This is a genomic window from Streptomyces sp. NRRL S-337 (assembly GCF_000720175.1).
Classification (GTDB): domain Bacteria; phylum Actinomycetota; class Actinomycetes; order Streptomycetales; family Streptomycetaceae; genus Streptomyces; species Streptomyces siderophoricus.
This window is the reverse complement of record NZ_JOIX01000018.1, coordinates 60887-85229: the sequence shown is the minus strand read 5'-3', so window position 1 is coordinate 85229 and position 24343 is coordinate 60887. Positions and strand designations below refer to the sequence as shown.

Here is a 24343-nt window from a genome sequence, read left to right as displayed (position 1 = left end):
GGTGCCGGGGGTCCGTCAGCCCATGAACTTCTTGAATTCCTCGGGGAGTTCGAAGTTCTTCGGGTCCTGGTCGGCCTGCGGCAGACCGAGCGGGTTGCCGGCCTGGGCGGCCTCGCGGCGGGCGGCCGCGGCCTGCTCGTCGGCCTTGCGCTTCATCGGGTTGCCGCTCTTCCGCTTGCCCTTGGCCTGCTTGACCTGCTTCTTCTTCCGTGCGCCGCCTCCCATGCCGGGCATCCCCGGCATGCCCGGCATCCCGGGCATGCCGCCCTGGGTCATCTTGGACATCATCTTGCGGGCGTCGAAGAACCGCTCGACCAGGTTCTTGACCATGCTGACGTCGACGCCGGAACCCCGGGCGATACGGGCGCGGCGCGAGCCGTTGATGATCGTCGGGTCCTGGCGCTCGGCCGGCGTCATGGACTTGATGACGGCGGCGGTGCGGTCGACCTCGCGCTCGTCGAGGTTGTTGATCTGGTCCTTCATCTGGCCCATGCCGGGCAGCATGCCGAGCAGCTTGCTGATGCTGCCCATCTTCCTGACCTGCTCCATCTGGGCCAGGAAGTCGTCGAGCGTGAACTCCTTGGGGCCCTTCGCCAGCTTGGCCGCCATCTTCTCGGCCTCGGCCTGGCTGAAGGTCTGCTCGGCCTTCTCGATCAGGCTGAGCATGTCGCCCATGCCGAGGATGCGGGACGCCATGCGGTCCGGGTGGAACGCGTCGAAGTCGTCCAGCTTCTCGCCGTTGGAGGCGAACATGATCTGCTTGCCGGTGACGTGCGCGACGGAGAGCGCGGCACCACCGCGGGCGTCGCCGTCCAGCTTGGAGAGCACCACGCCGTCGAAGCCGACGCCGTCGCGGAACGCCTCGGCGGTGTTGACCGCGTCCTGACCGATCATCGCGTCGACGACGAAGAGGACCTCGTCCGGGCCGACCGCGTCGCGGATGTCCGCGGCCTGCTGCATCATCTCGGCGTCGATGCCGAGGCGGCCGGCGGTGTCGACGATCACGACGTCGTGCTGCTTGGTCCGCGCGTACTCGATCGAGTCCTTGGCGACCTGGACCGGGTCGCCGACGCCGTTGCCCGGCTCGGGGCCGTAGAAGGCGACGCCCGCGCGCTCGGAGACGACCTGGAGCTGGTTGACGGCGTTGGGGCGCTGGAGGTCACAGGCGACCAGCAGCGGGGCGTGGCCCTGCCCCTTGAGCCAGCGGCCGAGCTTTCCGGCGAGGGTGGTCTTACCGGCGCCCTGGAGGCCGGCGAGCATGATCACGGTCGGCGGCTGCTTGGCGAAGCGGAGCCGGCGGGTCTCGCCGCCGAGGATGCCGATGAGCTCCTCGTTGACGATCTTGATGACCTGCTGGGCCGGGTTCAGCGCCTGGGAGACCTCGGAGCCGAGGGCGCGCTCCTTGACCTGCTTGATGAAGGCCCGGACGACGGGGAGGGCGACGTCCGCCTCAAGGAGAGCGATGCGGATCTCGCGCGCCGTGGCGTCGATGTCCGCCTCGCTCAGGCGTCCCTTGCCCCGGAGGTTTTTGAAAGTACTCGCCAAGCGGTCGGAAAGCGTATCGAACACGGCGGTCGTCGATCCTCGGGGTCGGGGGCGGGGTGCGGTCAGTCGGCTTCTAGGGTATCGGGCCCGGCAAGCGAACAGTTCCTGCCCTGTTTCCCGCCCCGTTACGGGACACCGGGCCCGCCCGCTCCCCGCACCGGTCCGTGCGGCTACTGCAGCGCCGCCTCCACCGCCGCCGCGACCTCGTGGGCCGCCGCGTCGGTCAGGGGCGCGCCATCGGTGCTGGTGACGTAGAAGGCATCGACCGCGTCCGCGCCCAGGGTGCTGATGTGGGCGCTGCGGACGGCCACCCGGGCGGTCTCCAGGGCCCGGCCGATGCGGTGCAGCAGGCCGTGCGCGTCGTGGGCGCGGACCTCGATGACGGTGGCGGTGCGGGAGCTGCCGGCGGCGACGGTGACCCGGGGTGGCGGGGCGTGTACGGCACGGGCCCGGCGGGCGTAGGCGCGTTCGCGTTCGGCGAGCCGGGCGGGGACGTCGAGGGAGCCGTCCAGGGCGCGGACCAGGTCGGCGCGGAGCCGGTCGGCCTCCGGCAGCGAGCCGTATTCGGCGGCCACCCGCCAGCTGAGCAGCAGCACCGGGCCGTCGCCGATCGGGTCCAGGAGCTGCAGGTCGGCGGCGCGCACGGCGAGCCGGTGCAGGGCCAGCACCCCGGCGGCGGCGGGCAGTACGCCCGGCTGGTCGGGGACGGCGATCAGCAGCTCGACGCCGACCGGTTCCGGTGCGTCCGCCGCGGGCGCGTCCTCGGCGGGGGGCTCGGCGCGGGTGCGCAGCGCGAGGACCGGGCCGCCGGTGCGTCCGGCCTCCATGGCCAGCCGTTCCTGTTCCGCGGTCGGCCCGTCGGCGCCGCGTGGTTCCGCCTCGGGTTCCCCGGCGAGCCGTGCCGCGACCCGTTTCACCAGGTCGGCGACGAGTCCGCCGCGCCAGGCGCTCCAGGCGGCGGGCCCGGTGGCCAGCGCGTCGGCCTCGGTGAGGGCGTGCAGGAGTTCCAGGGTGCGGGTGGTGCCGACCGCGTCGGCGACCGCGCCGACGGTCTCCGGGTCGTCCAGATCGCGCCGGGTGGCGGTCTCGACGAGCAGCAGGTGGTGGCGGACGAGGGTGGCGATCACCGCGGTGTCGCGGGCGTCGAAGCCGAGCCGGGCGGCCATGTCGCGGGCGATGGTCTCGCCGGCCACCGAGTGGTCGCCGGGCCAGCCCTTGCCGATGTCGTGCAGCAGCGCGGCGACCAGCAGCAGGTCGGGGCGGTGCACCCGGCGGGTGAGCGCGGCGGCCCGTACGGCGGTCTCGACCAGGTGGCGGTCGACGGTCCAGGTGTGGACGGGGTTGCGTTGCGGGCGGCAGCGGACCCGCTCCCAGTCGGGCAGCAGCCGGGTGATGACGCCCTCGGCCTCCAGCGCCTCCCATACGGGCACCGTGGGCGCGCCCGCGCCGAGCAGTGTGACCAGCTGTTCCAGGGCCTCGGCGGGCCAGGGCTCGGGCAGCGGCCGGGTGGCGAGGGCGGTGGCGCAGCGGCGGATCGCGGCGGTGGCCAGCGGCAGGCCGGCCTGGGCTGCGGCGGCCGCGGCGCGCAGGACGAGCACCGGGTCGCGTTCGGGGCGGGCGGTGCGGGCCAGTACCGCTTCCCCGTCGAGTTCCACGACGCCCTCGGCGAGCGGTGAGCGCTCCCCCTTGGCGGCGGTGCGGCCGGTCAGCAGGCCGCGCAGGACGGGCTTGACGGCGCGGGCGCGCAGCACCCGGCCGACCTCGCGCCAGGTGACGTCGGCGGCGTAGGAGATGGTGCGGGCGGCTTCGTAGGTCTGGCGGAGCAGGGCGTCCGCGTCGAGCACTCCGAGGGCGGCGGCGACCTGGTCCTGTTCCTGGAGGGAGAGCCGGTCGGTGGCGCGCCCGGTGGTGAGGTGGAGCGCGTCGCGGGTGTCGAGGAGGAGGGTGCGGGCGGCTTCCAGGCCGCCGCGGGGTGCGTCGGCGAGCCAGGAGGCGGCGACCGCCCGGAGTGCGGTGGCGTCACGCAGCCCGCCCCTGGCCTCCTTGAGGTCCGGTTCGAGGAGGTACTGCAGCTCGCCCTGGCGCTCGGCGCGCTCCTGGCACAGGGCGTGCAGCTCCGGCAGCCGCTTGGGGGCGCTCTCGCGCCAGTCGGCGTACGCCGCGGAGCGCAGCCGGGCGCTCAGTTCCGCGTCGCCGGCCAGGTGGCGGGCATCGAGCAGCCCCAGCTGCACCTTGAGGTCGTCGCGGGCGGCCCGGCGGGCCTCGGCGGGGGTGCGGACGGAGTGGTCGAGGGCCATGCCGAGGTCCCAAACGGGGTACCAGAGCCGGTCGGCGAGCGCGGCCAGGGCGCGCGGGTCGGCGCGTCCGTCGTGGAGCAGGAGCAGGTCGAGGTCGCTGCGGGGGGAGAGTTCGCCGCGGCCGTAGCCGCCGACCGCGACGAGTGCGGTGCCGGACAGGCCGGCGGCGGTGGTGTGCCGGGTCAGCAGGCCGGCCAGCCACTCGTCGGTGAGCCGGGCGAGGGCGGCGCGGCGGTCGGGTCCGGTGGTCTTCTCGTCCTGGAGCAGCCGCACCCGGGCCGCGGGGTACCCGCCGCCGTCCGCGGGCCCGGCGTCCTGTGCGGACGCTGCGGCCGGTCCTGTCGTGCCCTCGACGCTGTCGGTCAACTGAACGGCTCCTTGGTCGTGTTGTCCCCCGCCTGCCCCGTGGCCCCCGCCGTACGCCGGGGCCGCAGCCCTCGCGTGTCCTCGGCCCGCCCCGCATGCCCGGTACGGGCCGCGGCCGGACGGGCGGCCCTCCGCCGCGCGGGCGGCGGACGGCCGGCCGTCCCGGGTGCGTCAGAGCGCGTCCGGCCCCCGCTCGCCGGTGCGGACGCGCACCGCGTCGTCGACCGGGATGCTCCAGACCTTGCCGTCGCCGATCTTTCCGGTGCGGGCCGCCTTGACGACGATGTCGACGAGTTCCTCGGCGTCCGCGTCCTCGACGAGCACCTCGATCCGGATCTTGGGCACCAGGTCGACGGTGTACTCCGCGCCGCGGTACACCTCCGTGTGCCCGCGCTGCCGGCCGTAGCCGCTGGCCTCGGTGACGGTCAGACCGTGCACCCCGAAGGCCTGCAGGGCGTTCTTCACCTCGTCCAGCCGGTGCGGCTTGATTACTGCCGTGATGAGCTTCACGCGTCCACCTTCTTCGTCAGGGCCTCGCCGAGTGCCGGTCCCTTGCGGGCCGCGGTACCGCCGCCCGCGCCGGTGAAGTCGTACGCGGTCTCCGCGTGCGCGGCCTGGTCGATACCGGAGATCTCCTCGTCCTCGCTGACCCGGAAGCCCATCACCAGGTCGATGACCTTGGCAAGGACGTAGCTGACCACGAGGGAGTAGAGGAGTACGCAGACCACTCCGACGGTCTGCTTGCCGAGCTGATCGAAGCCGCCGCCGTAGAACAGGCCCTTGGCCTTGCTCTGCACCCCGCCGGTGGCGAACAGGCCGATCAGCAGGGAGCCGGTGACACCGCCGACGAGGTGCACGCCGATCACGTCGAGGGAGTCGTCGTAGCCGAACTTGTACTTCAGGTTGACGGCCATCGCGCACAGCACACCGGCGATCACGCCGACCGCGATGGCGCCGAGCGGGCTGACGCAGCCGCAGGCCGGGGTGATGGCGACCAGTCCGGCGACCGCGCCGGAGGCCGCGCCGAGGGTGGTGAAGGAGCCGTGCCGGAGCTTTTCGTACGCGAGCCAGCCGAGCATCGCGGCGGCGGTGGCGACCTGGGTGTTGACGAAGGCGACCGCGCCGACGCCGTCGTCGTTGCCGAGCCAGGAGCCGGCGTTGAAGCCGAACCAGCCGAACCACAGCAGGCCCGCGCCGAGCATCACCAGCGGCAGGCTGTGCGGCCGCATCGGGTCCTTCTTGAAGCCGATGCGCTTGCCGACGACGAGGATGACGCCGAGCGCTGCGGCACCGGCGTTGATGTGGACGGCCGTGCCGCCGGCGAAGTCGATCACGCCCAGGTCGAACAGCCAGCCGCCCTCGGCCCAGACCCAGTGGGCCACGGGGAAGTAGACGACGGTGACCCACAGCGTGATGAACAGCGCCCAGGCGGTGAACTTCACCCGGTCCGCGAGCGCACCGCTGATCAGCGCGGGCGTGATGATCGCGAACATCAGCTGGAAGACCGCGAAGACGTAGATCGGGATGGTGGTGGCCCCCCACAGCTGGGTCAGGCCGATGCCGCTGAGGCCGGCGAACGAGCCGTTCCAGCCGAGGAAGCCGCCGGCGTCGTCACCGAAGGCGAGGCCGAAGCCGTACAGGACCCACAGGATCGTGACGATGCCCAGGCTGATGAAGCTCATCATCAGCATGTTCAGCACGCTCTTGACCCGGACCATGCCGCCGTAGAAGAAGGCGAGTCCGGGGGTCATGATCATCACCAGTGCGGAGCAGACCAGCATGAACCCGGTGTTGGCCGGGCTGAGCGTCACCTTGTCTGCCGCGATCGTCAGGATGCCTGGGGGCATCGGCGTCTCCTCGTCGTCGATGCGGCCCGTGCGGGCGTGTTTCTGGTGGGCCGACTTCGCGATGAGGTTGTCGCAGGGTGGTTTCGGCCAAACCTTGCCGGTGTTTCACCGCAGTGACGAACACCGCCGCAGTGTTACGCCCCGGTGAACTCCGCGACCGGCCCCGCATTCACCCGTTCAGCCGTAAGAAACGCGCCACGCACCACAGCCCTCCCCCGAGCACGCCCCACCGCGCGCCACCGCCTCCGCGGGAGCGGCGCCGGCTTGGCGCACAAGCAAACCCGGCCGCGGTCCGCCGCCCGCATGACCTGGCAGGGGGGAGCCGAGTCGGGGTGTACGGGGCGGCGGCCGCGGCCGGTGTCCTGGGGGCGGGGCCGGTCAGACGGCCTCCGCGGTTTCCGGGAGGGAGCGGGCGAGGTCGTCGCTGAGCCGGATGATCTCGGCGACCCCGCCGAATTCCCGGGCGGCGGTGTCCACGGTCTTCCGCAGCCGGGTGTTGACCCGCTCGGAGCGGACCTGCCGGGCGAACGGGATGGCCTTCTGCGCCATCTCCGCGCAGGCCACCGGCTCCTTCTGCAGCAGCCGTACGGTCGCCATCCCGATGAGGTTGAGCGCGTAGGACCGCTGGTGCTCGGGGTCCTTGGCGAACAGCTCCACGGCCCGCTCCATGACGGGCTCGGCGAGCGAGGCGTACGTGGGGCTGCGGCCGGCGACGTAGGCCAGGTCGCGGTAGGAGTGGGCGTTCTCGGCGTTCAGCTCGGCCTCGGAGAAGAACCGGATCCAGTCCGGCTCGGGCTCGCCGGGGGTGATGTCGGAAAAGGTGTCCTCGGCCATCCGCACGGCCCGCTTGACCTTGCTGGGCTGGCCCATCCCGGCGTAGGCGCGGGCCTCCATCGCATACAACATGGCCTGGGTGCGCGGGGTGGCGGTCTCCCGGCTGCCGTACTGGGCGAGGTGGATGAGCTCCAGGGCGTCGTCGGGCCGGCCGAGATGGATCATCTGGCGGCTCATGCTGGAGAGGATGTACGAGCCCAGCGGGCGGTCGCCGGCCTCCTTCGCGGCGTGCAGCGCCAGCACGAAGTACTTCTGCGCGGTCGGCTGCAGCCCGATGTCGTAGCTCATCCAGCCGGCCAGCTCGGCGAGCTCGGCGGCGACCTTGAAGAGCCGCTTGGTGACCGGCTCCGGGTGCGTCTCCTGGAGGAGGTCGGTGACCTCGTGGAGCTGGCCGACGACGGCCTTGCGCCGCAGTCCGCCGCCGCACTGGGCGTCCCACTGGCGGAACATCGCGGTCGTCGACTCCAGCAGGTCCAGCTCGGGCTTGGAGAGCCGGACCGGCCGCCGGGCGCGGTCGTGCTGCGGGTCGGCGCCGCCCGGGGACGCCGGGACCGGCACCAGCCAGCGCTGCATCGGCTCGATGAGGCTGGGGCCGGCGGCGAGCATGAGCGAGGTGCCGAGGAAGCCTCGGCGGGCGAGCATCAGGTCGCTGCGGGAGAACTCGCTGATGAGATTGACCGTTTGGGTCCCGGCCCAGGGGAGGTCCACACCGGAGACGGACGGGGACTGGTGCGCGGAGCGCAGGCCCAGCTCCTCGATGCCGACGACGCAGCCGAAGCGCTCGGAGAACAGCTCGGACAGGATCCGGGGGATGGGCTCGCGCGGCTGCTCGCCGTCGAGCCACCGGCGCACCCGGGAGGTGTCGGTGCTGATGTGGTGTGCGCCCATCTGCCGCGCGCGGCGGTTGACCTGGCGGGCCAGCTCGCCCTTGGACCAGCCGCTGCGCATGAACCACGAACCCAACTGCGCGTTGGGCTTCTTGACGGCGTCGGTGCCGCCCGTGCCGCCATTGCCGCCCACTGAGAAGCCCCCATCCCGATTGCTGCTTGGTGCCTGGTGCGTGCTTGCCGTGTTGCCCGCTGCCTGGTGCCGTCATGCGAACCACCCACAGGCGGCGGGTCGTTGCGACGCCTGTCCGGGGTACATCTACCCGATCACGGATTCCGGCCACACCTTTTGGCCTGTGCTCGACCGGTGCGTTGCCACCGGCATACCCGTGCGAACGATGCCCCTCCGGGGTTCAGACACTGAAAGTAATCCTACGATCACGCCCCCCGCGAGGGCGATCGCGGAAACGCCACCATTCGCCACCCCTTCGAATGAACTCCGGGCGCTGCTCTCGCGATTGACTTGACACAGGTCGAGCACGTCCGGGCGGAACGAAGCACGCAGCGGCTCCCGCGGCACTGCGCACCACCCGGCGCACCACGACACACCACCGGCCCCGCGGGCCGTGGACGGAGCGTGCAGGGCGCCCGTCGTCAACCCACCGACTCGTAACCACTGCCAGGCACCACCCGTTGGAGGGGGTATGGGCTTCACGATCGGCGGTATCCGGGAAAGGCGTTCCGTCTCCCGGCGCCGCGCCCGCTCGACCGAGGTCACGGCGGTGGCGGAGTACACCGGGCTGTGGGGCTGGGACGTCGTCCCCGGTGCCCGGGCGGCCCGCACCGCCGGCGGCCGTCCGGACTGTTCGTGCGGCGCACCCGACTGCCCCGCGCCCGGCGCCCATCCGCTGGAGTTCGCCGGGGAGCTGGCGGCCGGGGCCACGCTGGAGAAGGCCGCCGCCACCTGGGCGGAGACCCCGGGGGCAGCGGTCCTGTTACCAGTGGGCCGGTCCTTCGACGTGCTCGACGTACCGGAGGCCGCGGGCCGCCACGCGCTGGCGCGGCTGGAGCGGATGGGGCTGCCGCTCGGCCCCGTCGCGCTGGCCCCGACCGGCCGGGCGCTGTTCTTCGTCGCCCCGGGTGCGGCCGCCGAGCTCCCGGATCTGCTGTACCGGACGGGCTGGGACGACGCCGCGCTCGATCTGCGGGCACTCGGCCCCGGGACCCATGTCACCGCGCCGCCGTCCGACCACGGCGGGCTGGGCCCGATGCGCTGGCTGCGCCCGCCGGCCCTGGAGACCGCGGGCCGTCCCCCGCAGGCCCGCCTGGTGCTGGGGACGCTGGCCTATGTGTGCCACCGCGCGCCGCTGTACGGCTGAGCCGCGGCGGCCGGCGCGCGGCGGCATGAGGTGCGGGCCGGACATGCGGAGCGCCCCGGTGCGGCCGGCCGTGGAGCCGGGCCCGCGTACCGGGGCGCTGCGAGGTCCGCACGGACGGGCGCGCTAGTCGCCGATAAGCGCATCCACGAACGCCTTCGGCTCGAACGGCGCCAGGTCGTCCGCGCCCTCGCCCAGGCCGACCAGCTTGACCGGCACGCCCAGCTCGCGCTGGACGGCGACGATGATGCCGCCCTTGGCGGTGCCGTCGAGCTTGGTGAGGACCACGCCGGTGATGTCCACGACCTCGGCGAAGACCCGGGCCTGGACCAGGCCGTTCTGGCCGGTGGTGGCGTCCAGGACGAGCAGCACCTCGCCGACCGGGCCGTGCTTCTCGACGACCCGCTTGACCTTGCCGAGCTCGTCCATCAGGCCGGTCTTGGTGTGCAGCCGGCCGGCGGTGTCGATCAGGACGACGTCGGCGGCTTCGGCGATGCCTTCCTTGACCGCGTCGTAGGCGACGGAGGCCGGGTCGCCGGCCTCGGGGCCGCGGACCGTACGGGCGCCGACCCGCTCGCCCCAGGTCTGCAGCTGGTCGGCGGCGGCGGCGCGGAAGGTGTCGGCGGCGCCGAGGACGACGGACTTGCCGTCGGCGACCAGGACGCGGGCGAGCTTGCCGGTGGTGGTGGTCTTGCCGGTGCCGTTGACGCCGACGACCATCACGACGCCGGGGATCTCGTCGCCGCCGTTGCCGATGCCGTTGGCGGTGTGGACGGTCCGGTCGAGGTCCGGGCCGATCAGCGCGAGCAGTTCCTCGCGGAGGAGCTCGCGCAGGTCGTCGGGGGTGCGGGTGCCGAGGACCTTGACCCGCTCACGCAGCCGCTCAACGAGCTCCTGGGTGGGGGCGACGCCGACGTCGGCGGTGAGGAGGATGTCCTCGACCTCCTCCCAGGTGTCCTCGTCGAGGTGCTCGCGGGAGAGCAGGTTCAGCAGGCCCTTGCCGAGGGTGTTCTGCGAGCGGGAGAGCCGGGCGCGCAGCCGGACCAGCCGGCCTGCGGTGGGCTCGGGGACCTCGACGGGGGGCGCGGCGGGCGCCTCGGGCTCCGCGGCCGGTGCCTCGGCCGCGGGGGCCTCGGCGGTGGGCAGCGTGACGTCCTCGACGGTGCGACGTTCTTCGTCGCTGGGGGCTTCGGCCTCCTCGCCGACGTGCGGTTCGGCGGGGGGCGCGGTGACGGAGGGCTGGGGGGTGGCCGGCGGGGGCGGCGGCAGCTGCTTCTTCTTGCGGCCACTGACGACGAGCCCGCTGATCGCGCCGAGCACGACCACGGCGATGACTACAGCAAGGATGACGTATTCCATAACCCCTCCAGTATCAGCCACGCCCCGTCGGCGGGGGCCTCACGCGCCGCATCCCGGCTCCCGCCCGGACGGGCTCGGAGGCTGGTCGGCAGGGTCCGACTGGACCCTTCGACGAGTGTGGGTGACACTCGTCGTCGTCGAGGGATCCAACGGTGCAGAATGGCAGAAGTTGGATCAAAGTACGATGGTGGACGGCCGCGCAACGCGCGTAGAGTCCTGGCAACCACACACTCTGGCCAGGCACCACAGCCGCTGCCTGCACCTCCTCCCCCGGGGGTGCCCCCCAGATCCCCGCACGGAGATAGCTGCACCTATGGGCACCAGCACCACGTCCACGTCCCGTCCCGAAACCGAAGGCGCCGTCGAGACCCGCGGCATCGAGCCCGTCCCGGATCACGAGCGCCGCGGACGCGTCCGCGAGCTGTTCCCGACCTGGGTCGCCGCCAACATCAGCGTGTTGTTGCTCACCATGGGGGCCTCGCTGGTGATCAACAACAGCCTGAACTTCTGGCAGGTGCTGATCGTCGCCGCGATCGCCTCCGCCGTCTCGTTCGGCATGGTCGGGCTGCTGTCGGTGTCCGGCAAGTGGGGCGGCGCCCCGGGCGCGATGCTCTCGCGGGCCGCCTTCGGCGTGCGGGGCAACTACTTCCCGGGCGCGATCCTGTGGGTCGCCCGCTTCGGCTGGGAGACGATCAACGCGGTCACCGGCGCGTACGCCATCCTGACCGTGCTGCACCTGGTCTTCGGCATCGAGGCCAACAACGTCCTGGTCGTCGTGACCCTGCTGGCCTTCGTCGCCTGTACGTTCCTGGTGAGCGGTATGGGCCGCAAGGCGCTGAACGTGTGCAACAAGTACTCGACGTACCTGTTCAGCGCGATCAGCGTGGTCGTGCTGGTCTACCTGGTCGCCACCGCGCCGTGGAGCTCGATCCTGCACAAGTCGCCGGGCTCGACCACCCTGATGATCGCGGGCATCGGCACCATCGCCGCCGGCGGCATCAGCTGGGTCCCCACCGGCCCGGACTTCGCGCGCTACCTCCCGCACTCCGCCTCCGGCAAGAAGATCGTCGGCACGACCATCTCCGGCGCGGCGCTGGTGCTGATCCCGATGGTCCTCATGGGCGGCGTGATGGCGGTCTCCAACCCGGAACTGGCCAGCCAGAACACCGACCCGATGTCCTTCCTCGGCCAGGTCCTGCCGCAGGCCATCGCGATTCCGTACCTGATCACCGCACTGATCGGCATGATGCTGATCAACAGCCTGTCGATGTACTCGGCCGGCTTCACCGCGCAGACCATGGGCGTCAAGCTGCCGCGCGCCCTGGCGGTCAGCATCAACGCCGCGATCAGCCTGATCGGCGGCCTGTTCATGATGCTGGTGGCCAAGGACTTCATCGGGCAGTTCATCGCCTTCCTGACGCTGCTCGCGGTCTCCTTCTCCGCCTGGATCGGCGTCTACGGCGTCGACATGTTCCGCCGCCGCAAGCTCGCGGTGCGCTACGACTCCGCCGGCCTGATGGACACCGGCCGCACCAGCCGCTACTGGTACGCCGGCGGCTTCTGCTGGCAGGCCATGACCGCCTGGGCGGTGGCACTGGCCGCGGGCCTGTGCTTCACCAAGGTCCAGTGGTTCGCCGGCCCGCTGGCGACGACCTGGATCGGCGAGAACGGCCTGGGCTGGGCGGCCACGATCGCGATCGCCGCGGTGGTCTTCGCGGTCCTCCCGGCGGCGAAGGAGTCCGTCCCGGCGTCCGGCGCCGAAGCACCGGCCGAGTCCCGGCAGCGGGTCGAGGTGGGCTGAGCCGCCGGCCTCACGGCGGACCGCGGCAACGCTCCCGCCCCCTGGCGACCTGACGCCACGTCAGCTAACGTCCCCTTCGCCAACCGTCCTTGGCGAAGGGGACGTTGCCATGTCCGCTGCCCTGTCCGACGCCACGCCCGGCGCCACGCCCGGCGCCATGTCCGACACCACGCCCGGCGCCACGTCCGGCGCCACGTCCGGCGCCACGTCGGAGACCGCGCCCGGTGCCGCACCCGGTGTCCGGTCCGCCCCGACCGCACCGCCCGCCCGGCCCGTCACGGTCCTGCGCGTCAACCTCGTCGACCCGGCACCCACCGCCGCCTCGCTCGCCGCCCGCTACCGGGCCGCCGTCGAGATGGCCGCCTTCGCGGACGACCGCGGCATCACCATGATCCAGACCGAGGAGCACCACGCCACCGGCAACGGCTGGATGCCCTCGCCGCTCACCTTCGCGGGCGCCGTCTTCGGAGCCACCCGCCGGATCGGGGTGACGGTCTCCGCGCTGATCACCCCGCTGCACGACCCGCTCCGCCTCGCCGAGGACCTCGCCTCGCTCGACCTGCTCAGCGGCGGCCGGCTGGTCACCGTCGCGGGCATCGGCTACCGGCCCGAGGAGTACGCGGCGCACGGCAAGGACTGGGCCGGCCGCGGCGCGCTCCAGGACGAGGTGCTCGGCACCCTGCTGTCCGCCTGGACCGGCGAACCGTTCAGCTACCGCGGGCGTACGGTCCGGGTCACCCCGCGCCCGTTCACCCGGCCGCACCCGCTGCTGCTGATCGGCGGCAGCTCACGGGCCGCGGCCCGGCGCGCCGCCCGGCTGGGCCTGCCCTTCTTCCCCAGCGCCCGCCTGCCCGGGCTGGAGGCGTACTACCACGAGCAGCGCGCCGTCCACGGCACCGAGGGCTGGGTGCTGCAGCCCCCCGAGCGGACCTGCCTGCTGCACGTCTCCGAGGACCCGGACCGCACCTGGGCCGAGTACGGCGGCCATCTGCTGCACGAGGCGCGGACCTACGCCTCCTGGCAGTCCGCGGGCATCCGGTCCGCGGTGCGTTCGGCGGCGACGGACACGGAGACGCTCCGCAAGGAGGGCGTCTACCGCATCCTCACCCCGGACGAGTGCCTCACCCTGGCCCAACAGGCTGGCACCCAGGGCTCGTTGATCCTCCACCCCCTGTGCGGCGGCATGCCGGTGGACGAGGGCTGGCGCTCCCTTCACCTCTTCGCGGAACGGGTGCTGACGCGGCTTTGATCCCACGCCGCGGGGCGCCCCCGCACGTACCTGTCTTTCCCGCCACGGGGCGCTGCGCTTTGCGGGGCCTCCCGCGTGGCGTGACGGACCTCCGGGGCCTTGTTCGTGGACTGCTGACGCTTTACGTCCACGAACAAGGCCCCTCCGGCCCGTCCCCTCCCGTTGGGGGAGTGTGCGGGCGCGTGGGGGCGCGCGTCGTACCGCGTACACCTGACGTCGCTGGTCAGCGGGAATAGCTCTGCTCGCGTGTCCGGTTGTGGCCCCGCAGGCACGACCGGCGGAGCGGCCGGGGAACGGAAAAGCTGATGCCCCGGACCGCCTGTCGGTCCGGGGCAACAGCTTGCACTGAGGAGTGGGCTGGCGGGGGGGTTAGCCCATCTCCTCCAACGCCTTGCCCTTCGTCTCCTTCACGAACTTGAGCACGAAGGGGATCGAGAGCAGGGCGAAGAACATGTAGATCACGTAGGTGCCCGAGAGGTTCCAGTCGGACAGACTCGGGAAGCTGGCCGTGATGGCCCAGTTGGCGATCCACTGCGCGGAGGCGGCGACGCCCAGTGCGGCGGCGCGGATCTTGTTCGGGAACATCTCGCCGAGGAAGACCCAGACCACCACGCCCCAGGAGAGGGCGAAGAAGAGCACGAAGACGTGGGCGGCGATCAGGGCCACGGTGCCTTCGGTGGTCGGCAGGGTGCCGGCCGCGGTCTTGGCGGAGAAGGCCCAGGCCTCCAGGCCGAGCGAGACGGCCATACCGACCGAGCCGATCAGGGCCAGCGGGCGGCGGCCGATCCGGTCGACGAAGATCATCGCGATCACGGTGCCGATGATGTTGATGATCGACGTGGTGAAGCTGTAGAAGAACGAGCTCTCGGGGTTGATGCCGACGGACTGCCACAGCGTCGAGGAGTAGTAGAACGCCACGTTGATGCCGACCAGCTGCTGGAAGACCGAGAGGCCGATGCCGACCCAGACGATCGGCAGGAAGCCCACCTTGCCGAGCAGGTCCTTGAAGCTCGACTTGTGCTCGCGGCGCATCGCTTCCTGGATCTCGGCGAGCCGGGTGTCGAGGTTGACGGTGTGGCCCTCGACCTCGGCCAGCACCTCCTTGGCCCGGGTCGTCTTGCCGATGGAGATCAGGTAGCGCGGCGACTCGGGGATCGCGAAGGACAGCAGGCCGTAGAGGACGGCCGGGATGACCATCACGCCGAGCATCCACTGCCAGGCCTCCAGGCCGGCGATGGTGCCGCGCTGCTTGCCGTCGGCGAGGTTGAGGATGCCGAAGTTGACGAGCTGGGAGACGGCGATGCCGATGACGATGGCGGCCTGCTGGAAGGAGCCGAGGCGGCCGCGGTAGGCGGGCGGCGAGACCTCGGCGATGTAGGCCGGGCCGATGACCGAGGCCATACCGATCGCGAAGCCGCCGATGATCCGCCAGAGGGCGAGGTCCCACAGCGCGAACGGCAGGGCGGAACCCACGGCGCTGACCGTGAACAGCACCGAGGCGATCTGCATCACCCGGATGCGTCCTATCCGGTCGGCGATCCGGCCGGCCGTGGCGGCTCCGATGGCGCAGCCGATCAGGGCGACGGCGATCACCTGGGCCAGGACGGCCGACCCGACGTCGTAACGGCTGCGGATCGCCTCGACGGCGCCGTTGATCACCGAGCTGTCGTAGCCGAAGAGAAAGCCGCCCATCGCGGCAGCCGCGGTGATGAAGATGACATGGCCGAGGTGTTCGGGGTGGGCCTTACGGCCTTCCGGAACCGTCGGCTGCGCGGTGCTGGTCAACGTGAACTCCAGTGGCCCGGCTGCGCTGCCGGGCGTAGGGGGCTGGCACTTCTAGTGGTGCATAGGTTGGGGGTACCCACCACTTGAAGGTAAAAGCAACGTTGCAGAGACTATGCCTTCAAGTTTCGAAGTCAATAGGCCGAGATGGATTTGTTTCCCTGCGGTTTGTGGGACGGTTCATTCAACTTGTGAATTGATCAAGAACTGATGCCACGTCGGACACGCGCTGCGATCAGTGCAGCCGCTGGCTGATGACCTTCGAGACGCCGTCCCCCTGCATGGATACCCCGTACAGGGCGTCCGCGACCTCCATCGTGCGCTTCTGATGCGTGATCACGATGAGCTGGGAGCTCTCCTGCAGCTCCTCCATGATCCGGATCAGCCGCTGGAGATTGGTGTCGTCCAGTGCCGCCTCGACCTCGTCCATGACGTAGAACGGGCTGGGCCGCGCCTTGAAGATCGACACCAGCAGGGCCACCGCGGTCAGCGACCGCTCGCCGCCCGACAGCAGCGACAGCCGCTTGACCTTCTTGCCAGGCGGCCGGGCCTCGACGTCCACGCCGGTCGCCAGCATGTCGTCCGGGTCGGTGAGCACCAGCCGCCCCTCGCCCCCGGGGAAGAGCCGCGCGAAGACGCCCTCGAATTCCCGCGCGGTGTCGTGGTACGCCTCGGTGAAGACCTGCTCCACCCGCTCGTCGACCTCCTTGACCACCCGCAACAGGTCGGCCCGGGTCTTCTTCAAGTCTTCAAGCTGCTCGCTGAGGAACTGGTGGCGCTCCTCCAGCGCCGCGAACTCCTCCAGGGCGAGCGGGTTCACCTTCCCGAGCTGCTGATACGCCCGCTCGGCCGCCCGCAGCCGCTTCTCCTGCTCGGCCCGCACATAGGGCACCGGCTGGTTACGGGGATGCTCCGGGTCGTCCGGCAGCGTCTCGCCCTCCGCCGGCGGCGACGGCGGCACCGGCTGGTCCGGGCCGTACTCGGACAGCAGCGCGGCCGGCTCCACCCCCAGCTCCTCCAGGGCCCGGCTCTCCAGCTGCTCGATCCGCAGCCGCTTCTCGGCACCGAGCACCTCGCCCCGGTGCACCGAGTCCGTCAGCTTGTCCAGCTCGGACTTCAGGTCCCGGGCCGTGTTCCGCTCGGCCACCAGCGCCTGTTCCCGCTCGGCCTTGGCCCGTTCCGCGGCGGCCCGCTCCTCGTCGGCCCTGACCACCGACACCTCGACGTGCGCCAGCAGCTGCCGCGCCCCGGACGCCACCGCCCCGGCCACGGCCGCCTCGTGCCGCAGCCGGGCGCGCCGCCGCTCGGCCCGCGCCCGCGCCTCCCGTTCCGCGCGCGCCCCCCGGTCCAGCGCGTCCGCCCGCCCGGCCAGCGCCTTGACCCGCTCCTCGTGCGTACGCGCCTGGAGCCGGGCCTCCATCTCCGTCTGCCGGGCGTTGGCGCCGTCCGCCGCCAGCCGGTCCCGTACGGAGGTGTCGGGCTCCTCGTCGCCGACTCCCGGCTCCTCCTCGGCCACCGCCAGCCGCTCGGCCAGCTCCTCGGCCTCCTCGGTGGCCCGGACCAGCGCCTCCTGCGCGCGGGCGGCCGCCGCGGCGGCCCGCTCGGCCTCGCCGGCGGCCGCCCGGGCCTGCCCGCCGAGCCGCCCCAGGTCCCCGGCGACCTTGGACTTCTCCCGGTCCGCGGCCCGCCGCCGCTCGGCCAGCTCCTCGACCAGCGCGGCGCACTCCACCCGTCGCGCCTCCGCGGCCCGCTGCTCCTCGGCCAGCCGCTCACAGCGCTCCGCCAGCGCCTCCAGCTCGGCGGCCGCCTCGTCGACGGAGGCCTGAACCTCCAGCAGGCTCGGCGCACCGGCCGAGCCGCCGTGCGCGAAGTGCGCCCCGAGCAGATCGCCCTCACCGGTCACGGCCAGCAGCTCCGGCCGCGCGGCCACCAGGTCCTCGGCGTCCTCCAGCGTCCCGACCACCACGACGTCCCGCAGCAGCCGGGCCACCGCGGCCGTCAACTCCGCCGGTCCCTGCACCAGTTGACCGGCCGGTACGGGCTCCGCACGCGGTCCGGGCACCCGGTGCACGGCGGCCGCGGCGGCGTCCCCCGGCCCGCCCTGCGCCGGCACCGTGCCCGTTCCGCCGGTCCCCAGCACCATCGCCGCCCGCCCGGCGTCCTGCTTGCGCAGCAGCCGGATGGCGTCGGCGGCGGTGGCCGGGTCGCTGACCGCGACCGCGTCCGCCGCCGCACCGAGCGCGGCGGCCACCGGGACCTCGAAGCCGGGCGTGACGGTCAGCAGCTCGGCGGCCGGTCCGAGCACCCCGCTGAGCTGCTCGGACGCGGCGAGCAGGGCGCCGGTGCCGTCCTTGCGGCGCAGCCCGAGGGCGAGCGCGTCGTGCCGGGCGGCGGTCGCCGCGCGCTTGCGCTCGGCCGCGGTCAGCGCCTCCCGGGCGGCGGTCAGTGCGGCGTCCGCCTCGGCCAGCTCCCGGCGCGCGGCGTCGTGCCGGGCCGCGCTCTCCTCGTCGTCCGCGTCCAGCCCCTCGACCTCGGCCTTGAGCTGCTCGTACTCCTCCTGGGCCACGGCCGCCCGCTGCCGGGCGTCGTCCCTGGCCTCGGCGAGCCGGCCGATCTCCGCCTGGGCCGAGGCGGCCCGTCCGCGGGCCGCGGTGACCTGGCCGCTGAGCCGGGCCAGGCCCTCACGGCGGTCCGCGATGGCCCGGGCCAGGTCCCGCAGCCGCCGTTCCTCGTCCGCCAACTGCCGCTCCAGCGCGGCACGGTGTTCGACGGTGTCCTCCAGCGCCCGGGTCGCCGCCTCCAGCGCGGCCGCCAACTCCGCCTCCTGCTCGCGGATCCGGGCCGCCTCCCGCTCCATGTCGTCCGGGTCGCGCCCGGTCCGCTCCTCGGGCGGGGCCGCCGTGGCGCTCTTGACCCGCGCCTCGGCCAGCGAGATGGTGCCGCGCACCCGCTCGGCGAGCTGCGACAGCTCGTACCAGGTCTGCTGGGCGCGCTGCACCCGCGGGGTGAGCGCTGCGACCTCCTCCTCCAGGGCCGCCTCCCGGCGCTGGGCGGTGCGCAGCCGCTCCTCGGCGGCCTGCTTGCGCTCCTTGAGCGCCGCCTCGTCGGCGATCTCCGCCTGTAGCGCGGCACGCTGCGTGACGAGGTCGTCGGCGAGCAGCCGCAGCCGGGCGTCCCGCAGGTCGGCCTGGATGACGGCGGCGCGCCGGGCGACCGCGGCCTGCCGCCCGAGCGGTTTGAGCTGCCGCCGCAGCTCGTCGGTCAGGTCCTGGATGCGGGCGAGATTGGCCTTCATCGCCTCCAGCTTCCGCAGCGCCTTTTCCTTGCGCTTGCGGTGCTTGAGGACGCCGGCCGCCTCCTCGATGAAGGCCCGGCGGCCCATCGGATCGGCGTGCAGAACGGAATCGAGCTGGCCCTGTCCGACGATGACGTGCATCTCCCGGCCGATACCGGAATCGGAGAGCAATTCCTGGATATCGAGCAGCCGGCAGGTGTCCCCGTTGATCTGGTACTCGCTTCCGCCATTGCGGAACATGATCCGGGTGAGGGTGACTTCGGCGTACTCGATCGGCAGTGCACCGTCGGAGTTGTCGATGGTGAGTGAGACCTCGGCCCGGCCGAGCGGCGGCCGCCCGGTCGTCCCGGCGAAGATGACGTCCTCCATCTTCCCGCCGCGCAGCGACTTCGCGCCCTGCTCACCCATGACCCAGGACAGCGCGTCCACGACATTGGACTTGCCGGAACCATTGGGGCCCACGACACAGGTGATTCCCGGTTCGAACCGGAGCGTCGTGGCGGAGGCGAAGGACTTGAAGCCTCGCAGGGTCAGACTCTTGAGGTGCACGCCGTTGGACTCTACCGGCCGCCCCTTGACGGACCACCCCAACATTCCGCCGCCGGCCCCCGCCCCCGGTACGGGCCCCGGCACCTGCAGATACCGCGCCGTTCATTTCGGTTTCACCGCGGAAAGCGAAGGGCACATCATGCGGTAAGGGAGGGGCGGCCCGGCCGGATCGGCCGTATCGATCACAGGCCGCATTGATCACAGGCCGCATTGATCGCGGACGGTATCCATCACGAGAAGTGCCGGGCCCACGAGACCGGGCACACAGGAAGTGCCGGACGCGGGCACCCAAGAAGTGCCGGACGGCGGACGAAGAGCCGGGAAACGACGAAGGGACGCCGAAGCGTCCCTTGCAGATCTTGAAGAGAGCGGTGCCTCAAGCGGCTGGCAAGCAGCCCTACCGGCCCTCGTCGGGTCAGGTGAGCGCGGGCTCCGCCTGGGGTACGTCGATGTCGAGCATCGAGTCGTCGCGACGTGCGGCAGCGGACAGCATGTCGTTTTCGGCCTGCATCCGGATCAGCTCGGATTCAAGGTCTTGGACGCGCTGCTGAAGCCGTCGCATCTCGGAGAGGACTCGGGGGTCGGAGCCGCCGACGTAACCGAGAAGCGCCTTTGCCATGATGGATGGTCCTCCACAATGAGTGACCGACCGAAGCGGTGTGGGTCGTGAGGGATTCGCACCCGCGGCTTGTCATTCTCTGGTGTACTCAATGCCAAACAGCTAAGGTGCGCGGGGATTCCAGAGTCTCACCAAACGGTTGGACGGTCAACACGATCACGCCCCGTATCCTCGGGCACCTGAGAGTGCGCGGCCGCGAGGGCGCTGCGCCGACTCCCCAGAAAGGTCCCGCGGGGGCGTAGAGATCATCCGTACAGCGGCAGCCTTGCACGGGTCGGCCGAGTTGGCAACCACCAGCGCTTATCTCCCGTAAGCAGCTGACGAAGACGCACCGCCAAGATCGCGGATAACGGCCGCACGGCCGGTTCCGGTGGCCGGTATCAGCGGATCTCGAAGCCGTCGTAACCGCCCCGCGGCGTGGCCCATATCTCAGTGACTCCGTCCACTCGCCCGGGCGTGTCACCGGTCCGCAGCCAATCGAGCAACCGATCGCAGCGGTCCTTCGGGCCCTCGGCGACCACCTGGACGCGGCCGTCACCGAGATTGCTCGCGAATCCGCTGAGTTCACCGATTCGCAGGGCGTTCGCACGAGTGAACCAGCGGAACCCCACACCCTGCACCCGCCCCCGTACCCATGCGGTCACGCGCACCTCTTCTTCCATGTGTGCACGTTAACCGGCCAATTGCTCAACGGGCACTTCGGCCCCATGCGTCATGGCGTACAGTCCCCCGACAGCGAAACTCACCCTTACGGGTGAGCGTGTTGACGCTGAGGACGGAAGGAAGACACCGGATGGGCCGCCATCGACGTCTTGCGAATCCCATGCCGGCAGCCCCCGGCCCACGGTCTGTTGACGCCCCGACGGCAACGATGCCGGCCGCCGGACCGGACGGCCCCGCGCGGCGCCGCTCGCACCGTGCGGCACGCGCCCGCGGTGCGGCGCCGGTGCGCACCGGCCTGCTCGGCGCCTCCGCGGCGATGGCGATGGGTGCCGTGGCGGTCGCCTCCGGACTGATCCCGGGCGGCAGCCACTTCGACGGCGGTACGGGCGACGGGCCCGGCGAGCGCGTACGGGCCGGAGCCCTGCCGGAGGCCACCGCGCCGCAGGGGACCCTCTCGGTGTCCCCCACCGATCGCGCCACCCTCCCGGCCAGCCGCGGCAGCGCCCGCGCCGCGGTTCCCGGTGCCACCGGCCCCACCACCCCGACGGCCTCCCCCTCGCCGCACCGCCCCGCCAAATCCCCCACCCGGAAGGCCGATTCACCCGGCCCCGCCGCGCCCACCGGCCACCCGTCGGCCGCCACGTCCGCGGCCGCGACACCGCGCCCCACCGCGTCCGCCTCCGAGGGCACCGGCAGCGAGTCGTCGGCCGAGGCCCAGGTGCTGGCCCTGGTCAACCAGGAGCGGTCCCGGGCCGGCTGCTCCCCCGTGACCGCCGACCCGGAACTGGCCTCCCTCGCCCAACGGTTCAGCGACGACATGGCCCGCCGCGGCTTCTTCGACCACACCGACCCCGACGGCCACACCCCCTGGGACCGCGCCGAGGCCCAGGGCATCAGCGACCTCGGCGGTGAGAACATCGCCCGCGGCCAGGCCACCGCCCAGGCCGTCATGGACACCTGGATGCACAGCCCCGGCCACCGCGCCAACATCCTCAACTGCGAGTACAAGACCCTCGGCGTCGGTGCCCACTTCGGCCCGGGCGGGCCGTGGTGGACCCAGGACTTCGGCTTCTGACCCGCGCAACGACCGGCCTTCTGCACATGTCCGGCCGCTGACCTGCGCCTGAGCCGCGCCTGACCTGCCCCCGCGCTCCCGGTGGGCGCACTGGTGCGCCGTTCCTGCGCCCTGCATACGCCACCGAGGCCCCCGGTAACTTCGCCGCCCATGAAGGGACTGGGGAAGTACTGGGGGTGGGCGGTCTTCGCGGTGCTCATCGCGGCCTGGCTGACCTCTGCGTTCGGGCCGGGGGTGCTGCTGACCCTGTCGGCGCTGAGCACGGTGTACTTCTTCTTCCGCGTTCCGGCGTGGTGTGGCGCCTCGGGGCGGGAGGGGACGTGCCGCAACAACAGCAAGGGCGTGCTGATGGGCTGTCATCTCCGGCAGCACAAGTGGCAGAAGTTCAAGCTGGTCGTCGTGCGGGAACGGTGGCGCCAGCTGGCGAGGGAGCTGTTCCCCAACGCGACGTCCGCCCTGGCGACGGTCGGTGGCGTCGTCGCGGTGCTGTCGGGCGTCGCCTCCGTACTGCAGCCGTTCTGGGGGAAGGGCTGGTAGACGCACGTTCCGGGGAAGGGCCGGCAACGGGGCAGGGCCTCTGACCGAGGTGCTGGTCAGAGGCCCTGGCGGCGCGGGCGTCGAGGCTCCGCGCCCGTGCCGGGCCCGCGGACAGCCCGTTTGCGCCGGTCAGACGGACAGCGCGGCGCGGCCCGCGAGGGTGACCCGGGCCTGCTCGGCGATCCGGCGGCCGAGGTGTTCGGCGGTGGCGACGTCGGCCTTGTGGACGCCCTCGGGGCCCTGGTCGTTGTTCGACTGGGCGGCGGCACCCAGGAAGAAGCCCAGCCGGTTCAGGTCGTTCTCGGAGGCGGTGGAGGAGTTCCAGCCCGGGAGCAGGTTGAGGCCGACCCAGGTCATGCCGTGCTGGGCGGCGAGCACCGTGAAGAACTGCAGGGTGTGCAGCTTGTCGCCGCTCTTGGAGGCGGAGTTGGTGAAGCCCGCGGCGATCTTGTCCTGCCAGGCGCGGGTCGCCCAGCGCGCGGACGTCGCCTCGGCGAAGACGTGGAACGCGCCGGAGGCGGTGCCCATGTACGTCGGCGAGCCGAAGACGATCGCGTCGGAGGCGTCGAGCTGCTCCCACTGGGCCTCGGTGATCTCGTCGACCTTGATCAGGTGGACGGTGGCGCCCGCCTCGGCGGCGCCGGCCCGGACGGCCTCGGCGAGGACGGCGGTGTGGCCGAAACCGGAGTGGTACGCGATCGAGACGACGGGCGCGGGCAGAGCAGGGGTGGTCACGGGGTCTCCTCGGAGGACGGTGCCCCGGGCGGTGGTCGCCGGGGCGTCTGCACCGAGAAAAGCACTAACTTTTCGAAAGTGCAACCTCTGAGATAGCGCCCGCTGGTCAGATAGCGCTATCCAGCGGTGAGCGCTATCGCGGAGTATGGTGTGAGGATGGCGACGACCGAGACCGCGGACCAGGCGGACCAGGCGAACGAGGCGGCCACCGGCGGCTGTCCGGACGATCTGGCCTACGACGTGTTCGCGCGCAACTGCCCCTCCCGCGACGCGCTCAAGCACATCACCGACCGCTGGGGCAGCCTGACGCTGGGCGCACTGCTCGACGGGACGTTCCGGTTCAACGAACTGCGGCGCCGGGTCGACGGGGTGAGCGAGAAGATGCTGTCGCAGACCCTGCACGCGCTGGAGCGGGACGGGCTGGTGCACCGCGAGGCGCAGCAGACCAACCCGCCGCGGGTGGACTATGCACTGACCCCGCTGGGGCACCAGGTCGCCCGCCAACTCCGGGCGCTGATCGACCTGGTGGAGGACCGGATGCCGCAGGTGCTGGTGGCACGGGAGCGTTACGACGCCGAGCACGCCGCGCGCTGAGCCGCCGGCCTCGACCGCCCTTGGGGGAAGGGCCCGCCGCGGACCCGTTCAGGGGCGCGGCGGCCGCTGGCAGCGCGGGCAGAAGTAGCTGGAACGGTTCATCCACGGCCGGCGGCGGATCGCCGTACCGCAGCGGCGGCAGGGCTCGTCCTCGCGGCCGTAGGCGTCCAGCGAGCGCTCGAAGTAACCGGACTCGCCGTTGACGTTGACGTAGAGACTGTCGAAGCTGGTCCCGCCGACGGCCAGCGCGGCGCGCATCACGTCCCGTACGTGCCCGAGGAGCTCGGCGGTGCGCGGGCGGGTGAAGGTGGCGGTCGGCCGGTCGTAGTGCAGCTTGCTGCGCCAGAGCGCCTCGTCGGCGTAGATGTTGCCGACGCCGCTGATCAGTGTCTGGTCGAGCAGCGCCCGCTTGACGGTGGTCCGGCGGCGGCGCAGCGCGTCGTGGAAGGCGGCGTCGTCGAAGGCCGGGTCGAGCGGGTCGCGGGCGATGTGCGCGATGACGTCGGGCAGCTGGTCGGGGTCGCCGGGCACGGTGTCGTGCAGCGACAGGCCGCCGAAGGTGCGCTGGTCGACGAAGCGGAGTTCGGTCCCCAGGTCGTCGGCGAACCGCAGCCGGATGCGCAGGTGCTTCTCGTCCGGCGCGTCGTGCGGCTGGACCAGCAGTTGGCCGCTCATACCGAGATGGGCGAGGATCGCCAGGCCGTGGGTCACGTCGGGGTTGACGCGCGGCGCGATGCCCTCGGCGGCGGTCTGCCCGGCCGGGGTACCGCCGGTCACCGGGATCCAGAGGTACTTGCCGCGGCGGCGCGCGGTCCCCAGGCGCAGCCCGGTGAGGCGGGCCGCGAAGTCCTCCGCCCCGGCCGTGTGCCGGCGGATCGCCCGCGGATGCCGCACCTCGACGTCGTCGATGGTGCGGCCGTCGACCCACCGCTCCAGTCCGCGGCGGACGACCTCGACCTCGGGCAGCTCGGGCACGACGGACTCCTCGGAACG

The 24343-nt window shown here is 72.2% G+C and carries 18 protein-coding genes; 6 read left to right on the top strand and 12 right to left on the bottom strand.

Annotated elements, in window-relative coordinates; all coding sequences use genetic code 11:
- Positions 1-15: 15 nt before the first annotated feature.
- The 5 genes from ffh to IG62_RS0115910 all read right to left on the bottom strand — a co-directional run bounded on the left by ffh (position 16) and on the right by IG62_RS0115910 (position 7909).
- Positions 16-1569 carry a signal recognition particle protein gene (gene ffh / locus IG62_RS0115930; RefSeq protein ID WP_030802424.1) on the bottom strand — a complete coding sequence of 518 codons (1554 nt, stop codon included), beginning with the start codon at positions 1567-1569 and terminating at the stop codon, positions 16-18.
- A 146-nt stretch (positions 1570-1715) separates the two neighbouring features.
- Positions 1716-4208 (bottom strand): [protein-PII] uridylyltransferase, encoded by a 2493-nt coding sequence (locus IG62_RS0115925; protein ID WP_030802422.1) that lies wholly within the window; start codon positions 4206-4208, stop codon positions 1716-1718.
- Positions 4209-4379: 171 nt separating this feature from the next.
- Positions 4380-4718, bottom strand: coding sequence for a P-II family nitrogen regulator (locus IG62_RS0115920; protein WP_030802420.1), 339 nt, complete (start codon positions 4716-4718; stop codon positions 4380-4382).
- Positions 4715-6055 carry an ammonium transporter gene (locus IG62_RS0115915; RefSeq protein ID WP_030802418.1) on the bottom strand — a complete coding sequence of 447 codons (1341 nt, stop codon included), beginning with the start codon at positions 6053-6055 and terminating at the stop codon, positions 4715-4717. The genes IG62_RS0115920 and IG62_RS0115915 overlap by 4 nt, the downstream gene beginning before the upstream one ends.
- 378 nt (positions 6056-6433) lie before the next feature.
- Positions 6434-7909 (bottom strand): hypothetical protein, encoded by a 1476-nt coding sequence (locus tag IG62_RS0115910; RefSeq protein ID WP_030802416.1) that lies wholly within the window; start codon positions 7907-7909, stop codon positions 6434-6436.
- 511 nt (positions 7910-8420) lie between these two features.
- Between IG62_RS0115910 and IG62_RS0115905 the strand changes: the two genes are divergently transcribed.
- Entirely contained in the window at positions 8421-9095 is a 675-nt protein-coding gene (locus tag IG62_RS0115905) for a bifunctional DNA primase/polymerase (RefSeq protein ID WP_030802414.1), read from the top strand.
- A 123-nt stretch (positions 9096-9218) separates the two neighbouring features.
- Here the strand turns inward: IG62_RS0115905 and ftsY are convergent, their stop codons facing one another.
- Positions 9219-10451 carry a signal recognition particle-docking protein FtsY gene (gene ftsY / locus IG62_RS0115900; RefSeq protein WP_030802412.1) on the bottom strand — a complete coding sequence of 411 codons (1233 nt, stop codon included), beginning with the start codon at positions 10449-10451 and terminating at the stop codon, positions 9219-9221.
- A gap of 313 nt (positions 10452-10764) precedes the next feature.
- Here ftsY and IG62_RS0115895 point away from each other — a divergent pair, with 313 nt between their 5' ends.
- Together IG62_RS0115895 and IG62_RS0115890 are read left to right on the top strand one after the other, a co-directional pair.
- Complete coding sequence (locus IG62_RS0115895) at positions 10765-12252, top strand: purine-cytosine permease family protein (protein WP_030802410.1); 1488 nt, start codon at positions 10765-10767, stop codon at positions 12250-12252.
- A gap of 109 nt (positions 12253-12361) precedes the next feature.
- On the top strand, positions 12362-13501 hold the full coding sequence (locus IG62_RS0115890; protein ID WP_234326551.1) for an LLM class flavin-dependent oxidoreductase: 1140 nt from the start codon (positions 12362-12364) through the stop codon (positions 13499-13501).
- A 369-nt stretch (positions 13502-13870) separates the two neighbouring features.
- On the opposite strand, the gene IG62_RS0115885 is transcribed toward IG62_RS0115890, so the two are convergent.
- The 4 genes from IG62_RS0115885 to IG62_RS0115870 all read right to left on the bottom strand — a co-directional run bounded on the left by IG62_RS0115885 (position 13871) and on the right by IG62_RS0115870 (position 20408).
- Positions 13871-15286 carry a sugar porter family MFS transporter gene (locus tag IG62_RS0115885; RefSeq protein WP_030802407.1) on the bottom strand — a complete coding sequence of 472 codons (1416 nt, stop codon included), beginning with the start codon at positions 15284-15286 and terminating at the stop codon, positions 13871-13873.
- Between the two features lie 232 nt (positions 15287-15518).
- The gene (gene smc / locus IG62_RS0115880; protein ID WP_030802405.1) at positions 15519-19127 is read right to left on the bottom strand and encodes a chromosome segregation protein SMC; all 3609 of its coding nucleotides are present in this window, start codon (positions 19125-19127) and stop codon (positions 15519-15521) included.
- Between the two features lie 415 nt (positions 19128-19542).
- Positions 19543-19746 carry a hypothetical protein gene (locus tag IG62_RS0115875; RefSeq protein ID WP_006602857.1) on the bottom strand — a complete coding sequence of 68 codons (204 nt, stop codon included), beginning with the start codon at positions 19744-19746 and terminating at the stop codon, positions 19543-19545.
- 380 nt (positions 19747-20126) lie between these two features.
- Positions 20127-20408, bottom strand: a complete 282-nt coding sequence (locus IG62_RS0115870) for an acylphosphatase (RefSeq protein ID WP_030802403.1) — start codon at positions 20406-20408, stop codon at positions 20127-20129.
- A 131-nt stretch (positions 20409-20539) separates the two neighbouring features.
- Between IG62_RS0115870 and IG62_RS0115865 the strand changes: the two genes are divergently transcribed.
- Positions 20540-21484 carry a CAP domain-containing protein gene (locus IG62_RS0115865; protein WP_030802401.1) on the top strand — a complete coding sequence of 315 codons (945 nt, stop codon included), beginning with the start codon at positions 20540-20542 and terminating at the stop codon, positions 21482-21484.
- A gap of 150 nt (positions 21485-21634) precedes the next feature.
- Positions 21635-22021: a hypothetical protein gene (locus IG62_RS0115860; RefSeq protein ID WP_030802399.1), complete on the top strand. Its 387-nt coding sequence runs from the start codon at positions 21635-21637 to the stop codon at positions 22019-22021.
- Between the two features lie 129 nt (positions 22022-22150).
- Here the strand turns inward: IG62_RS0115860 and IG62_RS0115855 are convergent, their stop codons facing one another.
- Positions 22151-22741, bottom strand: a complete 591-nt coding sequence (locus IG62_RS0115855) for a flavodoxin family protein (protein WP_199812479.1) — start codon at positions 22739-22741, stop codon at positions 22151-22153.
- A 171-nt stretch (positions 22742-22912) separates the two neighbouring features.
- Here IG62_RS0115855 and IG62_RS0115850 point away from each other — a divergent pair, with 171 nt between their 5' ends.
- Complete coding sequence (locus IG62_RS0115850; protein ID WP_234326549.1) at positions 22913-23350, top strand: winged helix-turn-helix transcriptional regulator; 438 nt, start codon at positions 22913-22915, stop codon at positions 23348-23350.
- 48 nt (positions 23351-23398) lie between these two features.
- Here the strand turns inward: IG62_RS0115850 and mutM are convergent, their stop codons facing one another.
- Positions 23399-24325: a bifunctional DNA-formamidopyrimidine glycosylase/DNA-(apurinic or apyrimidinic site) lyase gene (mutM, locus tag IG62_RS0115845; RefSeq protein ID WP_030802393.1), complete on the bottom strand. Its 927-nt coding sequence runs from the start codon at positions 24323-24325 to the stop codon at positions 23399-23401.
- Between the last annotated feature and the right edge of the window lie 18 nt (positions 24326-24343).